The sequence below is a fragment of the Methylomonas sp. Uni0009 genome, from assembly GCF_054188105.3.
In genome coordinates, this window is the sequence record NZ_JBTAFN010000001.1 from 1,450,549 (window position 1) to 1,475,512 (window position 24,964).

18 protein-coding genes are annotated in these 24,964 nt (G+C 54.0%); 4 read left to right on the forward strand and 14 right to left on the reverse strand.

The window, feature by feature from the left end; genetic code table 11:
• Nucleotides 1-459, forward strand: a complete 459-nt coding sequence (locus ACWAU0_RS06765; protein ID WP_033157579.1) for a molybdenum cofactor biosynthesis protein MoaE — start codon at nucleotides 1-3, stop codon at nucleotides 457-459.
• A gap of 5 nt (nucleotides 460-464) precedes the next feature.
• Here ACWAU0_RS06765 and ACWAU0_RS06770 read toward each other — a convergent pair whose 3' ends face one another.
• From ACWAU0_RS06770 to trxA, 5 genes are all read right to left on the reverse strand, one after another.
• Nucleotides 465-725 carry a hypothetical protein gene (locus ACWAU0_RS06770; RefSeq protein WP_033157580.1) on the reverse strand — a complete coding sequence of 87 codons (261 nt, stop codon included), beginning with the start codon at nucleotides 723-725 and terminating at the stop codon, nucleotides 465-467.
• 134 nt (nucleotides 726-859) lie between these two features.
• A complete protein-coding gene (locus ACWAU0_RS06775; protein WP_033157581.1) occupies nucleotides 860-1,960 on the reverse strand; it encodes a glycoside hydrolase family 5 protein in 1,101 nt (366 codons plus the stop codon).
• A 43-nt stretch (nucleotides 1,961-2,003) separates the two neighbouring features.
• Nucleotides 2,004-3,674: an ABC transporter ATP-binding protein/permease gene (locus ACWAU0_RS06780; RefSeq protein ID WP_084153348.1), complete on the reverse strand. Its 1,671-nt coding sequence runs from the start codon at nucleotides 3,672-3,674 to the stop codon at nucleotides 2,004-2,006.
• 231 nt (nucleotides 3,675-3,905) lie between these two features.
• Nucleotides 3,906-5,162: a transcription termination factor Rho gene (rho, locus tag ACWAU0_RS06785; RefSeq protein WP_033157583.1), complete on the reverse strand. Its 1,257-nt coding sequence runs from the start codon at nucleotides 5,160-5,162 to the stop codon at nucleotides 3,906-3,908.
• A 174-nt stretch (nucleotides 5,163-5,336) separates the two neighbouring features.
• Nucleotides 5,337-5,663, reverse strand: a complete 327-nt coding sequence (trxA, locus tag ACWAU0_RS06790; protein ID WP_033157672.1) for a thioredoxin TrxA — start codon at nucleotides 5,661-5,663, stop codon at nucleotides 5,337-5,339.
• A gap of 101 nt (nucleotides 5,664-5,764) precedes the next feature.
• Here trxA and rhlB point away from each other — a divergent pair, with 101 nt between their 5' ends.
• Entirely contained in the window at nucleotides 5,765-7,105 is a 1,341-nt protein-coding gene (rhlB, locus tag ACWAU0_RS06795; RefSeq protein ID WP_101053711.1) for an ATP-dependent RNA helicase RhlB, read from the forward strand.
• Here the strand turns inward: rhlB and yrfG are convergent.
• The gene (yrfG, locus tag ACWAU0_RS06800) at nucleotides 7,044-7,700 is read right to left on the reverse strand and encodes a GMP/IMP nucleotidase (RefSeq protein ID WP_101053708.1); all 657 of its coding nucleotides are present in this window, start codon (nucleotides 7,698-7,700) and stop codon (nucleotides 7,044-7,046) included. The two genes, rhlB and yrfG, sit on opposite strands and share 62 nt — an antisense overlap.
• Before the next feature lie 177 nt (nucleotides 7,701-7,877).
• Between yrfG and ACWAU0_RS06805 the strand changes: the two genes are divergently transcribed.
• Both ACWAU0_RS06805 and nudE read left to right on the forward strand, forming a co-directional pair.
• A complete protein-coding gene (locus ACWAU0_RS06805) occupies nucleotides 7,878-9,389 on the forward strand; it encodes a methyl-accepting chemotaxis protein (protein WP_101053705.1) in 1,512 nt (503 codons plus the stop codon).
• Between the two features lie 83 nt (nucleotides 9,390-9,472).
• Nucleotides 9,473-10,024, forward strand: a complete 552-nt coding sequence (gene nudE / locus ACWAU0_RS06810) for an ADP compounds hydrolase NudE (RefSeq protein WP_101053702.1) — start codon at nucleotides 9,473-9,475, stop codon at nucleotides 10,022-10,024.
• Nucleotides 10,025-10,035: 11 nt separating this feature from the next.
• Here the strand turns inward: nudE and ACWAU0_RS06815 are convergent, their stop codons facing one another.
• The 8 genes from ACWAU0_RS06815 to ACWAU0_RS06850 all read right to left on the reverse strand — a co-directional run bounded on the left by ACWAU0_RS06815 (nucleotide 10,036) and on the right by ACWAU0_RS06850 (nucleotide 24,956).
• Entirely contained in the window at nucleotides 10,036-11,724 is a 1,689-nt protein-coding gene (locus ACWAU0_RS06815) for a BatD family protein (protein WP_458138738.1), read from the reverse strand.
• A gap of 12 nt (nucleotides 11,725-11,736) precedes the next feature.
• Entirely contained in the window at nucleotides 11,737-14,862 is a 3,126-nt protein-coding gene (locus ACWAU0_RS06820) for an efflux RND transporter permease subunit (RefSeq protein ID WP_458138739.1), read from the reverse strand.
• Between the two features lie 3 nt (nucleotides 14,863-14,865).
• Nucleotides 14,866-16,002 (reverse strand): efflux RND transporter periplasmic adaptor subunit, encoded by a 1,137-nt coding sequence (locus ACWAU0_RS06825; protein WP_458138740.1) that lies wholly within the window; start codon nucleotides 16,000-16,002, stop codon nucleotides 14,866-14,868.
• Between the two features lie 191 nt (nucleotides 16,003-16,193).
• Nucleotides 16,194-17,492 carry a hemolysin family protein gene (locus tag ACWAU0_RS06830; protein WP_458138741.1) on the reverse strand — a complete coding sequence of 433 codons (1,299 nt, stop codon included), beginning with the start codon at nucleotides 17,490-17,492 and terminating at the stop codon, nucleotides 16,194-16,196.
• Between the two features lie 71 nt (nucleotides 17,493-17,563).
• A complete protein-coding gene (locus ACWAU0_RS06835) occupies nucleotides 17,564-19,357 on the reverse strand; it encodes a vWA domain-containing protein (protein WP_458138742.1) in 1,794 nt (597 codons plus the stop codon).
• The gene (locus ACWAU0_RS06840; protein ID WP_458138743.1) at nucleotides 19,354-20,340 is read right to left on the reverse strand and encodes a vWA domain-containing protein; all 987 of its coding nucleotides are present in this window, start codon (nucleotides 20,338-20,340) and stop codon (nucleotides 19,354-19,356) included. The genes ACWAU0_RS06835 and ACWAU0_RS06840 overlap by 4 nt, the downstream gene beginning before the upstream one ends.
• The gene (locus ACWAU0_RS06845; protein ID WP_458138744.1) at nucleotides 20,337-20,804 is read right to left on the reverse strand and encodes a DUF4381 domain-containing protein; all 468 of its coding nucleotides are present in this window, start codon (nucleotides 20,802-20,804) and stop codon (nucleotides 20,337-20,339) included. Before ACWAU0_RS06845 ends, ACWAU0_RS06840 begins: the two co-directional genes overlap by 4 nt.
• A 9-nt stretch (nucleotides 20,805-20,813) precedes the next feature.
• Nucleotides 20,814-24,956 carry an EAL domain-containing protein gene (locus ACWAU0_RS06850; protein WP_523070773.1) on the reverse strand — a complete coding sequence of 1,381 codons (4,143 nt, stop codon included), beginning with the start codon at nucleotides 24,954-24,956 and terminating at the stop codon, nucleotides 20,814-20,816.
• Between the last annotated feature and the right edge of the window lie 8 nt (nucleotides 24,957-24,964).

Consider the following 24,964-nt stretch of genomic DNA (forward strand, 5'->3'; position numbering starts at 1 on the left):
ATGAGTACCATCAAACTTAGCGCCGAGATTTTCGACCCCTGGCAAGAACTGGCCGATTTTCAAGCTCAGGCGGTCGACATGGCCGGCAAATACGGCGCCACCGGCGTTTTCGTTGGCAGCATGCGCGACTTCAATGAAGGCGACGAGGTACGCGGTATGTACCTGGAGCATTATCCAGGGATGACCGAAAAGCAATTACAGCGTATTGTCGAACAAGCCCAAAGTCAGTGGCAGTTATTAGACGTGCTGCTGATCCATCGCATCGGCCAGGTATGGCCCAACGATACGCTGGTGCTGGTGGCAGTGTGGTCCGCGCATCGCGGCGACGCTTTTGACGCCAGCCGCTTCATTATGGAAAACTTGAAAAGCCAGGCACCGTTCTGGAAACGGGAAACCTTGGAATCCGGACAAACACGCTGGGTCGAAAAGAACAGTGACGGCTATCTAAAGCAACCTTAGGGCTGTTAAGACTGACGCAAATTACCCGTGGACTTTGTCTCGGCAGCATAATTTACCGTTGGCATTTCGGCCAATGACTGGGCTTGCAGCTGCTGTTGCAGTTCGGCAATTTGCTGGTTGGACTGAGTAAGCTGCTGTTTCAGTTCATTGATGGTTTCATGCAGATATTCGAAGTGAACTTGAAAATAGCGCGCAGACGGGAAGCAGGCATCCAAGGCTTCCGGCGACATTTTGTCCAATTTGGTTCGAGATCGTCTTGTTTTCATATTACACCTAATCATCATTATCGGCTAAAGCATACCCATGCGGCATGATTGCTATGATGCTGTTAATAGTAAGACGTTCCAGAACGCAAATCCCCCACTTAAAATACCAAATATTTTAGCAATAGCCCCAAGCGTCAAGCATACTTACCCGGTAACCAGCCACGCTCGACGCATTCCCGAAAATTCCATTGCGGCATATTCTCGGTTTTATAACTCCAGAAAAACCAGCCCAGATACTTTTCGAACACGGCCAGTTGGGCGGCCGCGTAGCCGCGACAAGCGATATCGAACTGCATGTCGTCCATTTCCGTATGGACATGATCGAAAAGCCCCTCGGCCCAAAGCGCCGCCAGTTTTGCATCCAACCCCAAACTCCATTCGCCGACGTAGGTCGGCAAACTCAGGCCGCTGATAATCTCGTCAGCTTCTGCTTTCCAATCGCAAACCACTTTTTGCAAATGCTGATAAATATCCCTGTCGATATCGTCCTGCACAAAACATTGATAACGGTGTATGTCAAAGATCACATTGCCATGCTCGGGCGACTGTAAAAAACCGGCGTATTCGCGAAACGACCGGAAACCATCATGAAATATCACCGCCACCTGTTCAGCCGGACAATGGCGGCGAATGCGCCAATAAGCGGCTTCGGTGTAACGTTTCAACAGTTCAGTATCCACATCCCAGCGCGGCTCGTTTAAGATCTCAATTCCGTGCAATGCCGCGCGTTTGCCGTAACGCTGGGCCAATCGCTCCAGGGTCTCCAGGGAATAGTCGATATAGCTGTTTTGAGTATGCCACTCGCAAACGTCCTGGATGCCGCCATTATCGAAACCGTTCTGACAGCCGGGCGCGGCATGGAGATCGACAACGACCTTTAAGCCAAATTCTTCAGCCCAATCGAAAGCCCGGTCAAGTACCTCCATGCCGCCGCCGACAAAAGGAAATCGCACGGCGCCGAAACTATGATGATAGGGATAATCGGCTGCAAACAGCCAATAGCCAACCGGGATGCGTACCGCATTGATCCCGACTTGCGCCAACCAGGCAAAGTCGGCGCGGGTGATGAAGGTTTGCCAATGTTGCTGCAAACGGGTTTCGGCTTCGCGGCCCAATTCGACGCACCAACTGGTCTCGTCCCTGGCATTCAACCCGGCAAACAAACTGGGCGTCATCCATTTTTCTAAAACCAACCATCCGCCCAGATTGACCCCGCGCAGTTTTTTGGCAGACATTCGGATAGCCCCTGTAACAAAGCGCCTTAGAGCACGTTTCCCGTTAGCAGAGCGTAATCCGCCGCTTGTACAAAGCCTGTATATTGGGCACCTTGGTGATGGTCAGGACAGCGGAATCCGTGAGCCTTTTATGGATTAGATTGACCATGTCCACTTCGCTTTCAGGGTCGAGCGAATCAAAGGCTTCCTGCATCAATATCCATTTGGGTTTGTGCAACAACAGCCGCACCAAGCCCAAGCGTTGTTGTTGTTCGCGCTCAAGATTCTTCTCCCAATCGGCAACCTGGTCGAGCTGTTCCTCCAACTCTTTCACTCCGGCCAGTTGAAGGGCATTTTCAAGTATCTGCTGATCGAAAGTGGAGGGGTTGGATGGGTAGCAAATCGACGCGCGCAAGGTACCGGTAGGCAGATAAGGACGCGGCGGCATAAAGAACATGGTTTCATCATCCGGCAATTCAATTATGCCTTCGCCCCATGGCCACAGACCTGCTATAGCTTTGAACAGCTTGTTACCGGAAAACGCATTGCCAGCAATCAACACCCGCTCTCCGGCCTTGATTTCTTCATTGAGAGTGGACACGCAGACGATTCTGTCCAAACGCGAAATGCATAAATCGCGAAACGCCAATACGGATTTGTCGCTTTTCACCAAGCGAATCCGATAGGGGTCAGGCTTGGCTATTTCGCGTTCCAATTGCTCCAGGGCCTTGCTCAATCCCAAAACTCGCTCGACAGAGGCCCGCCATTCCGCAACCTTACCCATATTGTCAACCGGCCAGGACAAAGCCGCGACCATTTGCTGGAAAGCCTGCGCGGATTGCATCAACGCTCCCAGGCTGATCGTACCCAGAATAAAGCGCGGCGCCGACACCAAGATAGGAAATGCCATGGACAATATCGAATAACCGGAACTGAACATGGTGATCCGCTGCCAGGCATGGGTTTGCTGATTCCAGGCATCGACAATGTTTCCGAATAAATGATGAAAATGCGGATTCTCATGGCGCTCACCGTGGATCAAGGCAATGGCTTGCGCATTCTCCCGGGCTTTGACCAGCGCGAAGCGGAAATTGGCTTCCACGGTCTGTCTATTGTCGGTAGCCATAGTGAGCGGCTTACCTATCCACCAACCCAGCGTGGATGCGCTAGCGGCGTAAATCAACGCCAACCAGACCAAATGGCCTTGAACCGGGATTTCGACCAAACCTAGATTTACCGTAACGGTCCCCGACAAGGTCCACAGGATCTCGGTAAAACTGGTCAACAACAGTACGCAGTAAAAGAAAGTGTGTAACAGATCGATTGCGTATTCAGTGGAAATGCGGACATCTTCGGCGATGCGTCCGTCAGGATTATCGTGCTGACCCGGTAAGTGGGTAACCAGATAATGCCGGCCGTCGCGCATCCATTGCCCGATCAATTTATCGGTTAACCAGCCCCGCCAGCTCAGTTGCAAGCGGCGTTTGACGACCAAATGGGTCGCCGTGATTGCCATATTCGCGATAAAAATCAAGACGATCAACCCAACTTGGGTAAACAGCCTCGACATAGAGCGCTGCTCCAAGGCATCGAATAAATCCGCGCTCCATTCGGTAATAATGACCGAGACCGCAATTTGCGCCACTGTTAACGCGACCAAAAACGCCGATAAGGTCCGAATGGTCGTCTTATTTTCCGAGCACCAGAAAGGGCCGGCTAATCGGACGAATTGCATAAAAAATTTGCTGGTTGTTCGCAAGGCCATACTCCTCGTTTAAGGTCGTCGCGCAATATAACAAAATTAATCGCATCGATAACCATCAAATGTGCTGGCGCGCTGCTGGCTGCACATCAGAATGAGTCTAGGCTTCTGTGTTTTATGACAAAAAAGAGAAAAACAGCGGTGGGGATGTTTGACGAGTTTGTGACGAGCGCTGTAGCGCTCGTCGGTACAGAGGTTTTGCGCTCAGCGCTTCATCGAATCGAAAAATGCAGCGTTGGTTTTAAAGTCCTTGAGTTTGCCCAGCAAAAACTCGGATGCCGCCAACTCGTCCATTGGCTGCAGGATTTTGCGCAAAATCCAGGTTTTTTGCAGTTCGTCCGGATCGACCAGATATTCTTCGCGGCGCGTGCCGGAGCGGTTGATGTTAATCGCCGGATAGATACGTTTTTCAGCGATTTTCCGCTCCAGATGCAGTTCCATGTTACCGGTGCCTTTAAACTCTTCGAAGATCACCTCGTCCATCCTCGAGCCGGTTTCCACCAGCGCGGTAGCGATAATCGTCAAACTGCCGCCTTCTTCGATATTCCGCGCCGCACCGAAAAAACGTTTGGGTTTTTCCAGCGCATTAGCGTCGACACCACCGGACAACAGTTTGCCGGAAGACGGTACCACCATGTTGTAAGCACGGGCCAGACGGGTAATCGAGTCTAACAGGATAACCACGTCGTGCTTGTGTTCAACCATGCGCCGGGCTTTTTCGATGACCATATCCGCCACTTGCACGTGACGGGTAGCGGGTTCGTCGAAGGTACTGGAAACCACTTCGCCACGCACGCAACGCTCCATCTCAGTCACCTCTTCCGGGCGCTCGTCGATCAAGAGCACGATCAGATAACACTCGGGATTGTTCTCGGCAATCGCATGGGCGATGCTTTGCATAATCATGGTTTTACCGGCTTTCGGCGGCGAAACGATCAAGCCACGCTGGCCTTTACCGATAGGGGCGATCAAGTCGATGATACGGGCGGTTAAATCTTCACTGGTGCCGTTGCCTTGCTCCAAACGGAAACGTTTATTGGCAAACAGCGGTGTCAGGTTGGAAAAGGAGATTTTGTTTTTGGATTGTTCTGGCGATTCGAAGTTGATGCTTTCGACCTTCAACATCGCGAAGTAGCGTTCGCCTTCCTTCGGCGGGCGGATTTTGCCGCTAACGGTGTCACCGGTGCGTAAACCGAAACGTCTGATCTGGCTGGGCGATACATAAATGTCGTCGGGGCCCGCCAAATAGGAGCAACCCGGTGTTCTTAAAAAACCGAATCCATCCGCCAATATCTCCAAAACCCCATCGCCAAAAATATCTTCCCCACTCTTCGCCTGTTTCTTCAAAATCGCAAAAATCAATTCCTGCTTTCGGGCTCTGTCGATGTTTTCGAGACCCAAGGATTCAGCGATTGCAATAATTTCAGTGGCTTGTTTAAGTTTTAACTCGGTAAGATTCATGTTGATTAAGGGAAATGAAAGAAATGCAAAACAGCAGAGTGCTGTTTACAGCGGCAGGTAGTTGTTGGATTTGTTAAGGACGTTCAGAATGCGAAGAAGCAAGCGGGGAAAATTCTAGCGCAATAACCGGACTTATCAAAAACATTTTTAATAAATCCGGTTATTCGGCTTGATTTATATGTTGCTATCGATAAACGCAGCCAATTGGGATTTGGTTAAGGCGCCAACTTTAGTCGCTTCCACTTCACCGCCTTTAAAAAGCATCAAGGTCGGGATGCCGCGCACACCGTAGTGCTGCGGGGTTTTGGGGTTTTCGTCGATATTCAGCTTGGCAACAGTGAGTTTGCCTTGATATTCGGATGCAATTTCATCCAAAACCGGGGCAATCATTTTGCATGGACCACACCATTCTGCCCAATAATCGACCAACACCGGCGCACCGGCTTTCAACACAGTTTCATTAAAATCAGCGTCTGATACATGAAGGACTAGGTCGCTCACGCCATTCTCCATTAGTTTACAAAGTCAAGACTATAGTTTCGCGGCGCTTTAATTGTCAATCGATTTCAACCGCGCGGCTTTTTAGTTTATTCTATCGGGCTATGAAGAAAACACATTTGACGGAAACACGTTTTAGCAATTTGGAGCTGTCCGACTCCATCATTAAAGGTCTGAAAGAAGCAGGATTCATCAACTGCACACCCATTCAGGATAAATCCTTGCCCTTGTCTTTACGCGGCAAGGACATTGCCGGCCAAGCCCAAACCGGCACCGGCAAAACTGCCACATTTTTGCTGGCGACTTTTCAGCACCTGATCAACGACGAAAGCGAAAAAATCAAGAACCCGCGCGCGCTGATTCTCGCTCCAACCCGCGAGCTGGCGATCCAGATTCACAAAGACGCGGTGGCTCTCAGCAAGTATCTGAATCTGAAATTTGCATTGATCTACGGCGGTACCGACTATCAAAAGCAGTTGGATAAAATCAAAGGCAATGTCGACATTATTATCGGCACACCGGGCCGCATTATCGATTTTTACCGGCAAGGCGCCTTCACTTTGGATAACATCCAGGTCACCGTGATGGACGAAGCCGACCGCATGTTCGATTTGGGCTTTATTAAAGACATCCGCTTCCTGCTGCGCCGCATGCCGCCGGCGGAAAAACGTTTGAACATGCTGTTTTCGGCCACACTGTCTTATAAAGTCACCGAACTGGCTTACGAGCACATGAACAATCCGGTGCTGATTCGTATCGAATCCGAGGAAGTGACCTCCAAGGCCATCAATCAGGTGGCTTATTGTCCGGCCAATGAGCAAAAAATCCCGCTCTTACTGGGCTTGCTGAAACATCACCAACCGCAGCGCAGCATCGTTTTCGTCAACACCAAACGCTGCGCCGAGCAGCTCGACGATTACCTGGCTGCCAACGGCCATAAAGTGGCTATGCTCAGCGGCGACGTGCCCCAGGAAAAGCGCCAGCGCCTGCTTAACGACTTCCAGGAAAACCGGGTCACGCTGCTGATCGCTACCGACGTGGCGGCGCGCGGCCTGCATATTCCGGACGTATCTCACGTGTTCAACTACGACTTGCCGCAAGACGTCGAAGATTATGTACATCGGATTGGCCGTACTGCCCGTTTCGGCGCCAGCGGCGAGGCGATCAGTTTTATTTGCGAAGAATATGCGTACTCGATGCCGGACATCGAGGATTACATCGGTGAGAAAGTGCCGGTGCAAAGCATCACGCCGGAATTGATGGTGGAAGAAGTGATCAAGCCCCAACGCCGCGAGCCGCGCGAACGGGTCATGCCGCGCGACAAACGCCCGCCGCGCTCGGAGCACAAACCCAGAGAGCATAGGCCGGCGCGTCCAGCACCTGCTACAAACCAGGCATCAACGCCCGAAAATCCTCCACCGCCGCAAACTCAGCAACCTGCTTAACCGGCCGTCGGCTATCCGGCTTGCTGATCGACACCAGATGAGCAATGCCGAACGTCCGGGCGGACGCCAGTACCGCAACGCTATCGTCTACCAGTAGCGTTCTATCCTTTGCAAACAGATGCTGGTCTTGCAGGATCTGCCAAAAACCTTGCTGCTCCTTGGCAAAACCAAAATCGTGCGACGACACGATTTCGTCGAAAAACCCATGCAGACAGGTTTTTTCCATTTTCAGATTCAAGCTGTCGCGGTGCGCGTTCGTCACCAGCAATAGCCGCTTGCCGCTGGCTCGCGCCGCATCGAGAAACTCGGTGACATGTGGATGCACCGCAATCAAACCGGCCAACTCCTGCTTCAATTCGGCGATATTCAAAGCCAATTCCTGGGTCCAATAATCCAGGCAATACCATTCCAACTTGCCTTCCATGGCCTTGAAACGCGGCGCCAACTGCTGTTTGGCGTCCTCAAGCGTTAGACTATGCAGTTCGGCAAAGCGCAAGGGTACAAACTCCTGCCAAAAATGATTATCGAAATTCAAATCCAGCAAAGTGCCGTCCATGTCCAGCAGTACGGTATCGATTTGTTTCCAGTCGAGCATTTCAGTTTATCCCTATCATTCAATAGCGCTTGTCATTCCCAAACACGGCCTAAATTAGTTTTTTATTCTAACCGGAAAATCCCTAAGTTCAGCTAGGCTTGATGTCTATTAGAAAAAGGATTAAAAGCTTTTATATCTGTTCTGTCACGGCATCAACCGTCGAAAGGAGTTAAATTCATGAGCACCATGAAAGTGAGAACCCGTTTAGGCTTGGGTTTTAGCGGAGTCTTGCTGCTGCTGACCATGATTGCCGGCATCAGCATCAACAGCATGAACGACCTATTGTCCAACATCGACAACATGGTCAACGATAAATTTCCGAAAACGGTCTGGGCCAACGACGTCATCGGCAACATCAACGTAATTGCCCGCTCGATGCGCAATACCCTGATTATCAAAGACCGCGCCACCATCGATAAGGAACTGGCCCGCATTCAAGACGCACGGCGAGCTATCAAGGAAAACCTGGATAAACTCGACGAGACTATTAGCAGCGCGGAAGGTAAAGCCGCACTCAAAAAAGTGTTGGACGCCCGGACACCTTACGTAAATGCCCAGGATCAGTTCATCAAACTGGCCGGCGATGGCAAGCAAGCGGAAGCGGCGGATTTTCTACTGTCCCAAGTCAGGAAGTTGCAAACCGAGTATATAGATTCGGTAGACGCGCTAATTGATTTCCAAACCAAGCTAATGAAACAATCCGGATTAGAAGCCAAGGAAACGGTCAATCAAAGCGTGAATTTGATTACCACGCTGGCGCTAGTTTCCGTACTGATTGGCGGCGTTGCCGGCTATCTGATCACCAAAAGCTTAATGACCCAGCTTGGCGGAGAACCCGGCTATGCTGCCGAAGCGGTGAATACCATGGCCGCCGGCGACCTTTCCGTGGCGATAGAGCTGCGGGAAGGCGACACCGGCAGTTTGTTGTACGATTTAAAAGGCATGCGCGATCAGCTTAGTAACGTTGTCCAGCAAGTTCTGGGTAATGCCGACGTGTTAAGTTCGGCCTCCAAGGAAGTCAGCGCAACCGCGCAATCGATCAGCCAAGCCACCACCGAGCAGGCGGCCAGTGTCGAAGAAACCACCAGTTCCATCGAACAACTCAGCGCCTCGGTGCAACAAAATACCGAAAATGCTCATGTCACCGAACAGATGGCCGGCAAATCCGCCAGCGAGGCCAAGCAAGGCGGCGAAGCGGTAATCGAAACCGTCAATGCCATGAAACATATCGCCAAAAAAATTGGGCTGATCGAAGACATTGCCTACAAAACCAATTTATTGTCCTTAAACGCGGCAATCGAGGCCGCCTCGGCCGGCGAACACGGTAAAGGTTTTGCGGTGGTGGCGGCGGAAGTCCGTAAATTGGCGGAAAGCAGCCGCACAACGGCGGCGGAAATCAACGAGTTGGCGTCCAACAGCGTCTCGATTGCGGAAAAAGCCGGGGTGCTCATCGGCCATGTGCTGCCGGACATCGTGAAAACAGCAGATCTGGTCCAAGAGATCAATGCCGCGTCAGCAGAACAAGCCAGCGGTATCAAACAAATCAGCGAGGCCATGCGGCAGTTGGATAGAGTGACGCAACAAAACGCGGCCGCCTCGGAAGAAATGGCCGCAACCGCCGAGGAATTGAACGGCCAAGCCGAACAACTGCAAAGCGTGGTTGGTTTTTTTAAGTTAGCGAATAGTTGAAAGTACTTTCACGCCGATCTTGGCATTGAAAGCAAACCCGCGTCAGCAACCCAACCAACAACCAAGCTGTAGACCCTGAGCCGATGCCCAACAGACCAAAAATCCTCAAACAAACCGTCATCGCCCAAACCCGACAATTCTGCATCGAAGCGCTGGACCTGGAGTTTAGTAACGGCGAGCGCCGCCAATACGAACGACTGGCCCGTAGCGCCTCGCACGGCGCGGTGCTGGTGGTGCCGATGCTGGATGCAGATACTGTGCTGCTGGTTCGGGAATACGCCGCCGGCATCCATCGTTACGAGCTGGGGTTACCGAAAGGCAAGCTGGATGCCGGCGAGGATATGCTGGACGCCGCTAATCGCGAGTTGAAAGAAGAAATCGGTTACGGCGCGGCCAAATTACACCATTTGCATCGTGTATCGCTGGCGCCGGCCTATCTGGAACACACGATAGATATTATTCTCGCTGAAGACCTGTATCCGGAAAAACTAGTCGGCGACGAACCCGAAGAGCTGCAAGTGGTGCCTTGGCCCTTGAATAGTATCGATACCTTGCTAGCCAGCGGCGAATGCAGTGAAGCCCGCTCGATTGCTGCCTTGTACATGGCGTTGGCGCATCTGAGCGGGCGCGGCTGAGGAATCGAACCTTAAATCTTGAACAAGGGCTCCAAACCGTCGTCGCTTTTGCCTTTGCCGCTGACCGCTGCCGGTTTAGTGGAAAACACCTGCCAAAGATTCCGGCCTTGCCAGTCCTGACTTTGGCCGGAATATAGCAAGCGATTCAGCGCCAAAATCTCTTCACGCAGCGCCTCGGGACAATGCGCCGCAATCGCCCCCAAACTCTCCGCACCGAACTCGGCCTTACCCCATTGCAGCAAGGCCTGTTTGGCGGCCTGCGGGTTATTTTCCCAACAAGCACGTTTCAGGGTCTTTTCCATAGCGGTTTCCGGCACCCGTTCAACAGGCTTATCCTTAGATACTTTGCCGGAAGGGCGGCGATAAAACACAACAATAGTCAATAGCCAGCCCAGCGCCAACGTCGCCGATACCGCTTGCCAAAAGCGGGTGTCGCTGCTGTTGGTCACGGTAATCGGCGACGTGGTCATCGGGCTAGTTACCGGCTCTTGCGGCGTGCTTGATGTAGCGGGCGGTGCGGAATTTTGGGCATCCGTGCTGCCGGCTAAAGCCGTGAGCTTGACGCTAGGCAGATGTGCAGTTTCCGTTTTCTGGGTTTTGGTGTTGAACCAAACGATGTCCAGCGCCGGCAAGGTATATTCGCCGGGCTTGGAAGGGATGAAGGCGATTTTTTCCTCGCGCAGCGCGGTTAAGCCGTCGCTGTCTTTGTCTTCCTTCAGCAGCGGTTGGTCGGGATAGGTTTTGATGCCGTCGATAGTCGTTTTATCGAGCAGCTCCGGCAACTGGCCGACCGTGGTGCCTTTCGCGCTCAGTGTGAGGGTGCGGGTCAAGGGTTCGCCCACTTTGGTTTGCAAGCCGGCGTCGGACCAAGCTTCGCTGAGTGTTAATGACTCGGCACTCAACCAGTTCGGGCCTTTAAAGCCTGCCGGCACCGCTTGCACGTTCAACGTGATGGCTTTGGAAGCCACCCGCCGAGTTTCCGTATCCGGCCGATTGAAGAAACCGTTAAAACGAGGTTGGCGTTGATTGCTCAGGTATTCGGCATTCAGAATCAGCGGCGCAATGGTAAATACCCCGCTCTGTTGCGGAAAAATGGCATATTTGCGCTCGGTCACCCAATAATCCACACCCTTGACTTGGGTGGTGTAGGTGCTGTCCTCGCCCAGTTTTTCGACTAAGGCATCCTTAATTTCCGGCTCGCTGAGGCTGGCTTGGGTAATCTGTACCTTGCGAAACAACTTCAGCGTGTACAACACTTGTGACTGTACGTAAGGTTGCTCTGGCGTAGCGGTCACGTCCAGAAATATGTCATCGTTGCCTTGCGGAGCGGCAGTATTTTCGTTGACGATAAGTTTCAACGGTTTGCTGCTGTCGGCACCGAAGGCAATCGGCGGGATAAACAACTCGCCGGCTTGTTTGGCCATCGCCCGGACTATCCATTGTTCAGTCCGGCTACTTTTGCCGTTGACCCAAGAGGAGCTGGTGCTGCGCTGCTGACTGAGAATTTCAAAATTCTCCTGCAAGGGCGCAAACTCCGGATTGCCGTCCGGAGCTTCACTGGCGGTAAAGGTAATTTGAAACGATTCATTAAGGCCAACCGGGTTGCGGTCAACCGCTACTTGAATCTCCGCCGCCTGTATCGCGGCGCTGAGCAGCATTAACAGGCCATACAGCAGCCATGAGTAACTATGTCTATGCATACAACGGATCATTTACTTCATTGAAAAAGGTTTATGAACATCAGGACGGTCATCAAACCAGCAGTATAACACCGGCAATACCACCAAGGTCAGCAGCGTCGAACTAATCAAGCCGCCGATCACCACGATAGCCAGGGGTTTTTGCACTTCCGAACCTGGGCCGATGGCGAATAAAAACGGCACCAAACCCAGCAAGGCCACCGTGGCGGTCATCATCACCGGCCGAAAACGCTGTTCGCAGCCGCGGCGTATTGCATATTCCAGACTCAAACCGCTTTCGCGCTGGGAGCGGATATACGATACCAACACCACCCCATTCAGCACCGCGATGCCCCATAAGGCGATAAATCCAACCGAAGCCGGGACCGACAGGTACTCGCCGCTGAGAAACAGCGTGATGATGCCGCCTATCGACGCAAACGGCAGTACCAGAATAATCAACGCGGCAAAGCGCAGCGATTTAAACAACATAAACAGCAAAAAGAAAATCGCCGCGATAGTAACCGGAATGATCATTTGTAAATGCCCCAAGGCCCGCTCCATATTCTGGAATTGGCCGCCCCATTGCAGATAATAGCCTTCCGGCAATTGCACTTTATCGGCCACGGCTTTTTGCAGCTCGGCGACGAAGCCGCCTAAATCCCGGTCGCGCACGTTAATCCCTACCACGATGCGGCGCTTACCCATTTCCCGGCTGATCAAGGCCGGACCATCATTTAAGGTGATATTGCTGACATCGCCCAGCGGCACGCGCGCGCCGTTCGCGGAGGTCAGCATCAACGCATCGATGGCACCGATATTGTTCCGAAATTGCTCCGGCAAGCGCACCGCCGCCGAAAAGCGCCGCTCGCCTTGATAAATCTCGGTAGCCACTTTGCCGGCTATCGCGGTTTCTATGACATCGTGAATGTCCGAGGCATTCAAACCGTGGCGCGCAATGGCCTGCCTATCGACGGTAATATTCAAATATTGCTGACCGGTCAAACGCTCGACCCGAATATCGCGGGCACCGTTCACGTCGTTCGCCACCCCGGCAATGGCGTCTGCCAGGCGTTTCAGTTCAGCCAGATCGTCGCCGAAGACTTTCACCGCCACGTCCGAGCGCACGCCGGTGACCATTTCATCCACCCGGTCGGAAATCGGCTGGGCCATCACCACCTGCATGCCCGGCAGATTTTCGGTGAGTTTCGCGCTCATCGCATCGGCAATATCGTCCTGAGTCCAGCCTTTCGGCCATTCTTCCCGCGGTTTCAATGTAACGATAGGCGTGGACTCGTTTTGCGCTTGCGGATCGGCCGGACTTTCGCCGCGCCCCACACCGCTGACCACGGTTTTTACGCCGGGGATTGCCATCACCATTTTCATCGCCTGCATTTCCACATTGATGCTTTCCTCAAGCGAAATGTTCGGCATTCGGTTAATGCCCGGCACGATGGAGCCTTCCTTCATTTCCGGAATGAACGAGGTGCCCAGCAAAGGCAGTAAGGCCAAGGTCGCGGCAAACACACCGACCGCACCGCCCACCACCTTCAGCCGATTGGCCATCGCCCAATCCAGCATCCGTAAATAAATCCGCTTGATGAAAGCGATCAGCCGGGTGTCATGTTCGCCGTCGTGGCCTTCCAGTAAAAAGGCACAGAGTACCGGCGATAAGGTCAACGACACGATCAACGAAATCAGCAAGGCAATAGCAATGGTATAAGCCAGGGGCGCGAACATCTTGCCTTCCATGCCTTGCAGCGTCATCAGCGGCAAAAATACCAATACGATGATGCCGACACCGAACAATACCGGCGTCGCCACTTCCTGTGCCGCGGTCTGCACCACGCGCACCCGGCTGGTAGCGCGGCCCTTGCGTTCGCCGAGCAAACGAAAAGCGTTTTCCACCACCACCACCGAGCCGTCCACCATTAAACCGATGGCAATCGCCAAGCCGCCCAGCGACATCAAATTGGCGGACAGACCCAGCTGATTCATCGCGATAAACGTCACCAAAGGCGTGACGATCAAGGTGCTGACCACGATCAGACTGGAGCGCACATCGCCCAGAAACAGGAATAACACGATCACCACCAACACAATGCCTTCCAGCAGAACCTTGGTCACGGTATGCAAAGCCGCATCGACCAAATCGCTACGGTCGTAATAGGAGACAATTTTCAGGTCATGCGGCAGCATGCCTTTCGCGTTGATTTCCGCCACTCGCGCCTTAATACGACTGACGACTTCCTTGGCGTTGCCGCCGCGCAGCATCATGACAATGCCGCCCACGGATTCGGTGTAGCCGTCCTTGAGCACTGCGCCCGCCCGGACTTCGTGGCCGATTTTGACTTCGGCAACGTCATGCATATGTACCGGCACCGAGTCTTCTTCCTTCAAGACGATATTGCCGATGTCTTTGACGTCGTTGATCAAACCGACACCGCGAATCAGATATTGTTCGGCATAATGCGGCAGTACACCGCCTCCGCTGTTGGCGTTATTTCTGGCCAGCGCCTCGAATACTTCAGTTAATGAAATCCGGTAATGATGCAAGCGGTTGGGATCAACCAAAACCTGGTATTGCTTGACATAGCCGCCCTGGGAGTTGATTTCCGCCACGCCGGGAATCCCGCGTAGCAGAGGCCGTACCACCCAGTCCTGGGCTTCGCGGCGCTGTTGCAATTCCTCCTGGGTCAAGGCCCGCTGACCGTCGTCGTCGCGTTCCAAGGTGTATTGATAGACCTCGCCCAAACCGGTGGACACCGGCCCCAGCACCGGATTGATGCCTTCCGGCATCTGCTGCTTCACCTCTATCAGCCGTTCCATCACCAACTGCCGGGCAAAGTAAACCTCGGTCTTATCGGTAAAGATTAAGGTGATCAAGGATAAGCCGTTCTTATTCATCGAACGCATTTCTTCCAGACCCGGCAGGCCGGCCATCGCTATTTCCAAGGGCACGGTGACCAATCGCTCCACTTCGTCCGGCGATTTGCCGGTCGCTTCGGTGGCGATTTGAACCTGGATATTGGTGACATCCGGAAATGCATCCACCGACAACTGCTGCACGGCGCGCACGCCGAACAGCGTGACCGCCACTGCCAGCACCGCCACCAGAACACGTTGATGCAGAGCGGCTGCTATTAGGCTATTAATCATGCTCTACTCCAATGTGCTGCGCAGGCGTTCGTTATTTAAATGAAACGCGCCGCCCACGACAATTTTTTCACCCGCTTTCAAGCCTTCCAATAAGGGCCGTTTCTGCGCTTCTTCGCGCCCCAAACGTACCGGGCGCAACTCAAAACGTGCGGCAGCGGTTTCCACAAACACGAAATCCTTATCATTTTCCCTGACCACCGCCTGGCTGGGCACGATCAAGGTTTGCGAACCGGGCTTGCTGATTTTTAGAGTAGCCAGCATCTGCGGCTTAAACAGACGCTGCGGATTGGCCAGGGCCATGCGCACCGTCACCGTGCGGGTGTCCGAATCGACCATATCGGCGACGTAAATCAACTTACCGCTGACTTCCTCCCCAGGTAGGGCCGGCACTTCGGCGAAGGCTTGATCGCCTTGCCGCGCCCAATGCGCTTGTTGCTCGGGAATTTCCGCCACCAGCCACAGCTGCGACAAGTCCGCAACGGTATACAAGGCGTCTGCCGGCTGTACCACCTGGCCGATGGCGACGTTACGTTCGATGACGACGCCGTCGATGCTGGCGGTCACCGGCGAAAAGGAGTGAATGCTGCGTTGTTTGTCTATGCGCTGCAAATCGGCATCCCTCATGCCCATGACCCGCAACTGGTCGGCGGCGGCGCGTAAATCCACATCCGCTTCAGTCAACACGCTCTGCCGCTCCTGAAACTCGGCTTCCGAGATCACGCCGCTTTCCAGTAGACGCTCGGCACGTTTCACGGTAATCCGCCGCAAATTGACTTGCGATGCGGCTTTTAAATAGTCGGACTGGGCTTTACCGAGCTCGGTACTGTTCAATAGCGCCAGACGTTCCCCTTTTTTTACCGCTTGGCCGAGCATGGCATCGATTTCGGTAATCCGCCCGGTTACCGAGGCGCCGATGCGCGCGACCCTATGTTGATCCAACTCCACCCGAGCCGAAAGATTCAACGACTCGCCGACTTCGCCGGGTTTGACTTCGGCGATGCTTAGCAGCTTTAACAGGGCGGGCGAGGCTTCCAATAAGGGTTTATGATCCGCGCCAAGGGCGGGCAGGGCAAAACTCAGCAAAAACAGCGCTGCCATAAGCGGCGAAGAGCGGAATGGCGTATGGAGCTTGGCTTTCATGGTATTTCCTTTAAGCAAAAAATCTTTTCAAACAACTAACAAATCACGGGCTATTTCTACGTTGCCAGGTGATTTTCTAGGTCGTCAGGTAATCTAACGATGTAAAGCGAATGCCGATGCAAGCAATGTTGGCGTATAACTCAGGTGTCGCCTATTGCGCTTTAGGTCGACAAACCCAATTTGGCAAAGCGTTAAATTGCGGCCTCGGGCGGCTTGGCGCTGACCAACACCTTGTCAATACGAGTACCGTCGATGTCGACGATCTCGAAACGCCACTGCCGATATTCGAAGTTGTCCGTTACTTGGGGAATTTTTTCCAGGTAAAACAAAATAAAGCCGCCGACGGTGTGATAGGCGTTGTCGGCTTCGCCGGGCAAATTGCCGTCTATACCGATCACCCTCTTCAAACGCTGAATCGATAAGCCGCCATCCACCAACCATGAGCCGTCGCTACGTTGCACCACATCGACGTCCAGATTGGTGCGGCTGGGCAGATGGCCGACGATGGCTTTTAGGACATCACTCAGCGTGACCAAGCCTTCAATATCGCCATATTCGTCGACGACCAGCGCCAGATCGGCTCGCTTTTCCTGGAAAAACTCCAGTAATTGCCTTAGCGTCATGGCTTCCGGCACGTATAGCGGCGTATGCAGGATCGGCGCTATATCCAAGGTCTCGCCGGCCATCACCAGTTTCAGCAGATCGCTTCTCTGCAAGATTCCGACCACATTTTCCAGACCGTCCCGGCAAATTACTGCCCGGGCGTAAGGACAGTCGGCGATTTCGGCGCGCACTGTCGCTTCCGGATCGCTTAAATCAATAGCGTATATTTGTTGCCGGGGCGTCATGGCCGCACCCAGCATTTGTTCATCCAGTTGCAAGACGTTGCCGACCAAATGGCTTTCGCTGGCGTGAAATACCCCGGACTCCGCACCGATTTCCATCAGCAGTTTGATTTCTTCGTTGGTGACACTGGTCTGCGGCGGCCGATGCGCGCCAAATAGCCGCAGTATCAGCGTACTGGATGAAGACAGCAGCCAGACGATAGGGCTGGCAACCAGTGACAGGGTGTGCATGGGCCGGGCGATAAACACCGCAATCCGCTCCGGATGTAGCAAGGCCAGTCGCTTGGGCACCAGTTCACCTATGACTACCGAACAATAAGTAATCAGAAATACCGTGGCGATTAATGCAATGCTCTGGGCATAGGGAGCCAGCGCGGGGATGTTCAGCAGTTGCCGATACAGGGGCTCGGTCAAGGCATCCTCGCCCAGCGCACCGCTGAGAATGCCGACCGAGGTAATGCCGACCTGCACGGTAGACAAAAATCGGGACGGGTCCTGGTGCAATTTCAGCGCGGTGCGCGCACCCGCGCGTTTTTCGCCGGCCAATTTCTGCAAGCGCGCCAGTCCGGAAGAGACCAGCGACATTTCCGACATCGCAAACACACCGTTGATCAGGATTAAAATCAGTATCAGGCCAATATCCATCGTTTCATCGCGTCCAAAATTAAAATGTGTCGGTCTTACGCCAATTCGTTCCGGATTCCCGATCCGTCAATTTACCAGGCCGGACCGGTCGGGTTAGCTCGATTGCGCTGACCGTATTGATATTTGAATTTACGCTTTAGTAAGCCCGTCGGCTCGTCGGGTATGCGCTTCAACAATTGCTCGTTGGCTCGCTCGGTTTCGTTTTTTTCCGTGGCTTGCGCGGCTTGTTCCTGGTCTGTCGGCTCTTGCTTGGGCGGCTGCGGCTCAGCTTGCTGTTTGGCCTCGGCTTCGGATTGTTGGTCTTCTTTCGCCTTATTTTGTTCCGCGTCCTGCTTGGCGTCGGATTGTTGCTGGTCTTGCGGTTTTTGCTCCTGCTGCGCATCTTTGTCGGCTTGATCGGGCTTGCCGTCCTGCTGTTGCTGCTGCTTTTGCTGTTGCTCAGAAGAATCCTGTTTGTCCTGCTTTTGCTGGTCTTGCTGTTGATTGTCCTGCTGATTTTGTTGTTCCTGTTCTTTCAGCTTCTTCTCGACCAGCTCCTTATTGTATTTTGCATCCTGATGCTTAGGATCAAGTTGCAGCGCCTGCTGATAGGCTTGCACGGCTTCTTGCAACTGGCCGGCCTGAGCCAAGGCATTGCCGCGGTTGTAATGGCCTTCCGCGCTTTGGGTGTTTTTCAAGGTCTCGGCGGCTTCTTGGAATTTACCGGCCTTGTATTGGGCGGCGGCGCGCCAATCCGGATTGTCGAACTGCTCGGCGGCTTGTTGATATTGCTGTTGCTCGAAAGCCTGCTTGGCGCGTTGATCCGGCGTTTGCCACAGGCTCTGCCAGTCCAGCGCGTAGCTGTTCTTCGGCAACGGCAACAGGCACAGCAAGGCCAATAACAAACCCTTTCTAAATTGCAAAGCCGCCCACGGTAACACCAGCAATAGCAGCCAGGGTCCCTTTTCATCCCATTGTTCCAGCAACAGATTGCTATCCAAATTTTCGTTACCGGTTTCCGCGCTATTGAATAAACGCCCCAAATTCTCGACATCCGCATCGTTTGCCGTCACCGGCTGGTAAATGCCGCGACCGTGTTGCGCCAGCGTGCTCAGCGCGGCCTCGTCCAACTTGGCAACCACGATGGCGCCATTGCTATCTTTTAAAAACCCTGCGCCTTGCAACTGGATAGGCGCGCCTTCCGGTGTGCCCATCGCCAGTACCGAGAGCCGGTAATCGCCCAGCCAGTGTTCGGCCTGCTCAGCGACATCGCTATCAACGCCGTCGGTGACCAGCAGGATATGGCCCTTGACCAAGCCGGCTTGGCGCAGCAATGCCACCGCCGCATTCAATGCCGCACTGGTGTTGCTGCCCGGACTGGGCATGATGTCGGTGGTCAGGGCGCTTAGCTGGCTATCAATGGTCGCGGTATCGTTTGTCAACGGGGTTACGGTAAACGCATCGCCGCCGTAGACCAGTAATGCAGTTTGGCCGTCTTTGCGCTGTTTTAATAAATCGGCAATTTTGTAACGGGCCTTGGCGATACGGCTGGGTTTGATGTCGGCGGCATCCATGGACTTGGACAAATCCAGCGCAATCACCAGCGCGGCATCGTTTCTAAAGGCCGGGCCGGGCAAGCGCTGCCAAGTGGGGCCGGCCAGGGCGATTATGGTTAGCAACGCGGCAAAGCCGGCACCGAACAAAGGGCCACGCGATGCTTGCAACGGTTTGTCTTGCAAAATAAAGGGCAGCAACTCGGCATCGCACACCTCGCTCCAGTTGCCACGTCCTTGTCGATGCCGCACCAGCAAAATCAAAAACAGCGCGGCCGGCAATAATGCCAGCAACCACCAGGGCCGCAGGAAATGAAAATCGGCAAAATTCATGACCACCTCAAGCGGGCCAAGGTTAAGCATCCCGTCAATAGCAAAGCCAGACCCAGCGGCCAATAAAATAGCTCACTGCGCGGCCGAAAATATTGTTTGTCTTTTTCAACCGGCTCCAGCTGATCCAGCATCCGGTAGATTTTTTCCAGTTCTTCGGTATTGCGGGCGCGGAAATAATGGCCGCCGGTCGTATCGGCAATCGCAGTCAGGGTTTTTTCGTCCAGATCGGCGGACGGATTGACCCGGCGGGTACCGAACAGGCTGCGCACCAATACTTCATCGGCACCTATGCCTATCGTGTAGATTTTCAGCTTATGTTCGGCGGCCAGTTCAGCGGCTTTTATCGGCGTTAATTCGCCGGCGGTATTGGCGCCGTCGGTCAATAAAATCAACACGCGGCTGGCATCTTGCTGTTGTTGCAGTCGCTTGATCGCCAAGCCGATGGCGTCACCGATTGAGGTCTTCGGGTCGTCTTCGGTGATGCCGATAAACGCCTCGTGCAACAAGGTTTGCACGGTCTTGCGATCAAAGGTTAACGGCACGTGCAAATAGGCTTGCGTGCCGAACAGGATTAAGCCCAGGCGGTCGCCGACCCGGCGCTGAATAAACTCGCCCGCGACATGTTTGATGGCGGTTAAGCGGTCCACGCGCTCCTTGCCGATGATGAAATCTTCTTCCTGCATGCTGCCGGAAACGTCCACCGCCAGCATCAAGTCGCGGCCGCTGACCGCTTGCTCAATGGGTTCGCCGAGCCATTGCGGACGCGCGGCGGCCAACAGTAAACAGGCCCAGGCAAAAGCTGCCAGCCATAAAGGCCAACGCCGTTCGCTGCTGACCACCCGCGTTTCGCTGGGACCAAGATCATCCAGAAACGGTACTTTCAATGCTGCCTGCTGGGCGATGGCGCGCGCGGGCAACAGCCAACGCAATAACAGCGGTAGCGGCAGTAGAGATAACAACCAGGGCCAGTACAATTCGATCATCGTTTTTTCGCCTGTTGTTTCAACCAGCGTTCGCACAATTCAAACAAGGCCTCCAGTTCGGTATCGGCGGGCGGTGTTTGCCGATAATGGCCGTCGGCCAGACAACGGCCGGGGCCTTGGCTAAACGGTGCATCCGGCAGGGATTGATCCAGATAGCTAAGCCAGGCTTCGCCGCGCAAACTCGCGGCATCGCTACGCGGCGCCGTACTGATGGCTACGCGCCGCAACAGAGCCGATAAAGCTACCAAGGTCTGTCTGGCGTCGGCAGCGCCATCCCGGCGAAGCGCGGATAACAATTTGCCGGCGGTTTTCACCGCTGTCTGCCGGCGGATGCGTTTATAAAAATACCGGCACAAAAAAATCAACAACGGCAGCAATACCGCTAACAACCACCAGCCCGGCGCCGGCGGCCAAAAAGCCACCGAATCGGGCAAATGAATATCTTTTAAGGGCAATGGTTCCATATTGAATATCTACATCGCGTCCAAATTAGGGAGTGGGGTATACAAAATCAACATGTCGTCGATTTGCTGCTGAATAGCCCGCAGATCGTTAAAACCCGCCTGCGCGGCATCGCGCTGGCCGGCCTCGCAGCGTTTCAGCAAACTTTCGGCCAGGACATGCAATTGCCGCTGTAATTGTTCGATATGTTCCAGCCAATCCTGGGCATACTGTCTGTCGTGTTGTACTTGCTTCAGCCAGCGGCCCAGATGGGTACGACGCTGGTCCATAATGGGCCAGCTTTTCACGGCAGCTTGCGGCTCTGCGAACAGGCAGGCCTGGACCCGCTGCAACCACTGCCGGGTGTCGAAGCGGCGAATCGCTATGTCAACCTGTTCCGCCGACAGCTCGGCATCCGCATAAATTTGCCAGTCGTCGAAAGGCCGGTAAGCAATCACCCAGTCGGCAATCGCCGCTGCCGGCATCGGCCGGGCAATCGCATAACCTTGCAGCAGATGGCAGCCCAGCAGCAACAGCACGATACCTTGTTCCTGACTTTCCACGCCTTCCGCCACGACTTCCCGGCTAAAAGCCTGACTGAGATCGATCACGCTGTCGATGATGGCGTAGTCGTCCGGATCGTCGAGCATGTCACGGACAAAGGTCTGATCGATTTTCACGGTATCTACCGACAGATGCCGCAAATGAGTCAACGAGGAGTAGCCGGTACCGAAATCGTCTAGGGCCACGCTGATGCCCAGTTGCTCGCGGCAGCTGGTGATAATTCGGTTTACTGCCGACAAATCATCCAATGCGGTACTTTCCAGAATTTCCAATTGCAGGTAGCGGGCATCCAGTTCCGGATGAAGGCGTAAAGTGTCTTCGATATAAGCGCCAATCCCGGACCACAGTAAATGATAGGAGGAGATGTTGACGCTGACTTCCAACAGCAAGCCGCGCGCATGCCAGCCCGCCAGCTGCTCGCAAGCTTGCGCGATGACCCAATTGCCGATGCGGATTTCCAGATCGGTGGAGGCAATCACCGGTAGAAACTCCAACGGCGGCACCATGCCGCGCTGCGGATGCAGCCAGCGGATCAAGGCCTCCACGCCTTTAACCTGGCCGGATTTAATATCCACCTTGGGCTGGTAATACATGCACAACTCGTTGTTTAAAAACGCCGCTTCGATGTCGCGCAGTTGTTGGTGGCGATGCATGATTTGTTGGTCGTGGCTGGCATCGAACAACTGGCAACGGTTTTTGCCGGCCAATTTAGCCTGGTACATCGCGTAGTCGGCATGCCGCAATAAGGCGTCGGCGTCGGCATCATCCAGCGGATATACGGTAAAACCGCTGCTGGCGCCGACCGAAATCGGCTGATCGTCGATGACATACGGCTGGGCAATCGCCCGGTGAATGCGCATGATGGCTTGCTCGCATTGTTCAATCGAGTCTATATCGCCCAGTAATAGCGCGAATTCGTCGCCACCGTGGCGGGATACGCTGTCTTCCTCGCGAATCGCGCTTTTGATCCGTTCCGCCACTTCCACCAACACCCGGTCGCCGATGTCGTGGCCGAACTGGTCGTTGACCGGCTTGAAGCCGTCCAGGTCCAGGAAGCAAATCGCCAGCAAAGTGTTTTCCCGCTTGCTATGGGCGATGGCTTGATTCAAGCGGTCGGCGAATAAAATCCGGTTCGGCAGGCGGGTGAGCGGATCGTAATGGGCAAACAATTCCAGCATCTGTTGCTGCTGCTTGGCCTGGGTGACATCGGAAAATAGCCCGATATAGTGAGTGATCTTACCGTCGGCATCACACAAAGCAGAAACCGTTAGCCACTCAGCATACAACTCGCCGTTTTTTTTACGGTTCCACAATTCGCCTTGCCAATGCTGCGCTTCATGCAAGGCTTGCCACATATCCCGGTAAAAATCCGCACCGTATTTACCGGATTGCAAGAGGCTGGGGTTTCGGCCTATCACTTCAGCGCGGCTATAGCCGGTAATCTCGGAAAAAGTCGGATTCACATCGACGATGATGCCGCCAGGATCGGTAATTAAAATACCTTCGTGCGCCTCGCTGAATACCCGCGCGGCCAGTTTCAGATGTTCCTCGGCCTGCTTGCGTTCGGTAATGTCTCGGGTCAAACCCAGCAGGGCTACGATATTGCCTTCCGCATCGCGCATCGGCACAGCGTGGGTGTCAAACCAGCGTTGCCGGCCTTTCAGGCCGACGATTTCAAATTCCAGTGTGCCTGATGCGCCGGCAAACACCCGCCGAGTCAATTTTTTAAAGGCTGCCCGGTACTTAGGCAATACCAGATCCTCCATGCGTCCTTGTTGGGCTTGCTCCAGCGTCTCGGCTTCTATCATGTCCAGACCGGCGCGGTTCATTTGCAATAAACTGCCGTCCCGCGCCAGCAGTTTCACGCACTCCGGTTCGGAATCGACGATAGTGCGCAGCTTTAATTCCGATTCTTTGGCGATATTGGCGGCGGCTTCCAATTCCGCGACCGCGTCGGCCAATGCCTGGGTGCGTTCGTCCACCAAAGCTTGCACGGAGGCGGTTCTGCCGCTGATGATCAACAATAAAATACTCAGCAAGCTGGTAAAACAGAGTCCGCCGATCAGCGTAATCAAAGGTAGCGATGAACCTTGTTCGTTGACGAAATCGCTATCCGGCGTGACGGTAATTTGCCAATTACGATCCACAAACGCAAAATTATGCTGCCATTTTTTTAAGTCGTAGTTTAGCGACACCGGTTTGCGTACCGGTTTTACATACAAAGCCGTTTGTCCGGCGGGCGCGCTGAGGTCATCAATGCTGATACCCAGCGTATCGGTGTTGAGCCCCCTGGTGACTGTTTCCACCATTTTGGCCGGCAGTAAGATTGCCGAGACATAGCCGGTAATATCCAAGACATCGCCGCCGGTGCTATGCCGGCGAACCGGAATGGACACCAAAATACCGGGATCAGTATCGTCACGCTGCATTAGCGTCAGTTTTTGCGAGGCGGTGGGTTTACCGCTGGCGCGGGCCAGGATTTTTGCTTGCCGGCTAAGAGGATTTGTCATGGAATCGAAGCCAAAGGCTTTTTCGTTGCCGGCCATCGGCTCCACAAACATGATCGGAAAATACTCCTGCCGGGCACTTGCATGCACCAATTGACCGGCACTATCTCGTTCGATGACGCGAAAATCAGGAAATCCTTCGGCGCGTACCGCTTGTTCGAAGGCCGGTAAATCAGCTTGGGTAATCAGAGGTAGCCATTCCAGGGCTTGGATTTCCGGATGGCGTTGCAGGATACCCTGGGAAAACACGCTAAATTCGGCTCTGCTCACCTGCCCGGATGCCAGAAATACATCTCTTAGCGCCAGCGTACTATCGATTACATCAATGGCATATTCCGCCAGCAGCCGGTCTAACTCGGCAGCCCGACTGTCGAAAGCTTGTTGAATGCGTGCGCGTTCCGCTTGAAAGGCTTGCAAAAATACCAGCACCAAACCCAGCAGCGTGCCCAGTAAGGGTAACGCGACACTCAAGCGCCGCGCCTGCCAAAGCGCACGGGGGCGTCCGAAATAACAAAACAATAGCGGCGTCACTATCATCACGCCCAAACTGTCGCCAACCCACCAGTTTCGCCAGGACGACCAGAGTTGTGCCTGGCTCATCAAGTCCAATGAATAAAGTACGGCTCCGCCTACGCTGGGCGCGATCAGACAGGCTACCGGCCCGGCCAGGACAAAAAACTTGAGGATGGCGGCCGGACTATCCAATTTGGGCAAACCCGGTTCTACGTAGGCTTTGGATAAAGCCAGAGCCGCCAACGCCTGCAAGGCGCTGCCGCCGCCAATGGCAAAGGAGGACATCGCAGTTTGCGCGGTCAATTGACCGGAAAAATCAATAGTCACCAGAAAATTGCTTAACGCCGCACCCAGCCAGATTCCGGGCCAAAGCCTGCGGCCACCCATAAATAGCGCAGCCAGTGCGATGCCGGCTGGCGGCCATAGCGGACTGGCATAGCCGGGCGGAATGATCATTTTGCCGCCCAGCCAGCCGCCGGCAAACATCAGCAAACTCAGTACGCCGATTTGTATCAGTAAAACCAACGGGCTGACGAGCGCGATACTTTGTGTCTCGTTATCCGGCACCGGAAAATCTATTGAATGAGACAAATTGGGGA